The organism is Natronincola peptidivorans (genome assembly GCF_900111615.1).
GTDB lineage: Bacteria > Bacillota > Clostridia > Peptostreptococcales > Natronincolaceae > Natronincola_A > Natronincola_A peptidivorans.
Window position 1 is genome coordinate 1 of sequence record NZ_FOHU01000048.1, and the last position, 2,863, is coordinate 2,863.

The window sequence follows — 2,863 nt, forward strand, 5'->3', positions numbered from 1 at the left end:
CCCTCCTTACTACTATTATGGGCGATTCTATGCATGCTATATCAAGATTACCTTATCCATTTATTGGATTTTTGGCGCGGCCTGACGTCCCCGTGGCTTCCCCGTGGCTTGGAAAATTAGATTGTCATAGTGGAACCGCCGTATACGTATCCGTACGTACGGTGGTGTGAGAGGTCGGTAGATAAAATAATTATCTACCTCCTACTCGATTATACATGTGCAATATATCTTTTTAGACTGAAGACAAAGTTATTTAATTCCATCTATTTTTTTACTCCATAAACCCATTGGATTTACTCTATTTTAGTTAGAGTAGGAGAGGTCTACCATATAATTCTATGGTAGGCTCCGATGCCCTTTACTGGTACAAGACCCGAATAAAAGTCCCTTGGGGACATTGATACCCAGAGGATCCCCAAAAGGTAGTGGATCATATTAGCAACATTAGAAAAGAATAAAAAAACCCCAAAACCAGTCTCTATTCAAACTGTTAATGGGGAGGGCTATAAATTTGCTATAGTATACAAGTTACATCAGGCACCTCCTAGAGATATAAAGTGATATATGTTTATATTCTCTAGAATGCGGGTGCGTGATTTTAACATCCATTAAAATATATTTATATTACTCCTCTAGTGAGTCGGGTGGCACTTGTTGCTCAACAAGAGATAAAATGCTTTTAACATCTAAAATTATAATCATATTATCATCTTTTTTTCCTATGCTATCTATAAACCTACCATCTACATTGGTGAAAAGATTAACAGCAGACTCTATATCCTCCTCTTCAAGCTTTATTATGTCAAAAACCTCATCGACAATAAGCCCCACCAGAGTATTCCTCATAAAGACTATAAGAATTTCATTATCTTGGCAAATAGAATCTTGATTAAAAAAACGTTTTCTTAGATTATACAAAGGAATTACTTTTCCTCGCAGATTAATCATTCCCTCAATATAGTCTGGACAGTTGGGGATTTTTATTATTTTGAAATCCTTCACCTTGTTTATGCCATTTACATAGTCAATCTCTACTCCATAGTGCTGTTCTTCAAGATTAAACACAATTAATTGCATATTAGTCATTTGATTCACCTCCAATTTGTATAGTCTCTTTATTAAGAGATAAAATACTAACCGTTAGTTTAATGTTCATCAGCCAACTCTGATAATTGTTCTGCAAGGCTCGTAATTTCTTCAATGCTAGCTGTTACTTCTTGAACAGCTGCTGCCTGTTGTTCAGTAACTGTCATCGTCGAATCACCCATTTTTACAGTATTTCCAACGGATTCCTGAATCTGATTAATAAAATCCCTTATTTTAGAGACAGTTTGTTTAGAATCACTAGACAATTTACGAATTTCCTGAGCTACTACTCCAAACCCAAGTCCTGCTTCGCCAGCTCTTGCAGCTTCAATCGCAGCATTTAGACCGAGAAGTCTTGTCTCGTCAGCAATTTCTCTAATGAAATCTACCACTTCATTAATCTGTTCAGACATACTATTTACCTGAGCAATTTCTTTATTTAGTTGATTCTGATTACTGCTTACTTCTATTGCTGATGCAGCCATTTGTTCCATTGTGGCTGAAATCTGACCCAGACTATCAGTTAGGATATTAGCTGCCTTGCTTAATTTGTATTGATGGTACCATGATTTAGACATACTATTAGCAACAATATATAATACATCAGCTGCAGCTTGAATTCTTTCCTTCGATAGAGTCGTTATCTCTTTTACAGACTCAACATAGGCATCCTCATCAACACCAATTTCGCCAGCTATTTTTCTATATTTATTTTCTTCAGGAGGAGAGGTTAGAACTTGTCCTCCTAGGATTGTACCTATCAACTTTCCTTCCAGCATAATTGGGGCTGCAAAATCTATCAATCCTGCATGACATTCATAAACAACAGGTTTTCCAGTTTTAGCAGCCTCTTCTCCACCCTTTTTGTGTGATTCTGCACATCTACGATCTCCTATCTCAGTAGAATGGGTAAAATCCATGCAAAATCTGGTATAACTACTTGGCTTAGTAATAGGATTACCTTTAGTATCTACTGTAACGCTAGCTAAGCCCATGCCGATGGCAAAGTCATCCTGAAATTTTTGGAGAAAGTCTATATCTATGACTTCTCGCAAATCCAAACCCTCCAAATTCAGGTTTTCATCTTGTGCATTCTTTAACTTGAGTTCCATTTTAGCGCCTCCTCACATTTTTGTATACTTTTATACCCAAGCTGTACTGAATTTTTATATGAAAAAATCTGTTGCGGGTTATAGTGTTAAATGTTAGCATTATAAAATATGTATTCACATACAAAGCATCAGCACATCACAACAATATTCGACACCAGTCGACATATTCCTCCTTATAATTCCAGATATTTTAGCGTTTTTTCACATTTTGCATACTTTTATAACCCAGGGACTAATGAGGAGAGAAAGGGTTTAGTAAAAAATTACAATAGGGAAAATCTGTTATATTAAGAAAAACATAAAACAAATATATATATAATAACTTGATATAAAGAAAAAATGGTTTTATACTATAGGTTATTGAATTATGGACAATCATTGGCGGCCTCTACTTGAGGCAATTAAAGAGGGGAAGGAAAGGCATAAGTAAATAATTTTAGTCTGACCTCCATATGTCCCCGCAAATTAAATGCTGATTAAAAGCTGAAATAGGCAAAAGGAGATTGGTTATGAAGAGCTTAATGAGAAAATATTTTTTGTTGTATTGGGTTGTTATATATTCATTTTACAGACATTGGTGAGTCCACTAGAATAACAATACATGAATCAGAAATCTATTACAGTAATTTTGGAGCTGTTGATAAAATTGCAATTCCAGATGAGGC

Annotated in this window: 2 protein-coding genes; both read right to left on the reverse strand. The window is 35.4% G+C overall.

What is annotated here, in order from left to right; translation table 11 throughout:
• Positions 1-624 precede the first annotated feature (624 nt).
• Entirely contained in the window at positions 625-1,086 is a 462-nt protein-coding gene (locus BMX10_RS17620; RefSeq protein WP_090447099.1) for a chemotaxis protein CheW, read from the reverse strand.
• A 59-nt stretch (positions 1,087-1,145) separates the two neighbouring features.
• Entirely contained in the window at positions 1,146-2,198 is a 1,053-nt protein-coding gene (locus BMX10_RS17625) for a PocR ligand-binding domain-containing protein (RefSeq protein WP_090447101.1), read from the reverse strand.
• Positions 2,199-2,863 lie beyond the last annotated feature (665 nt).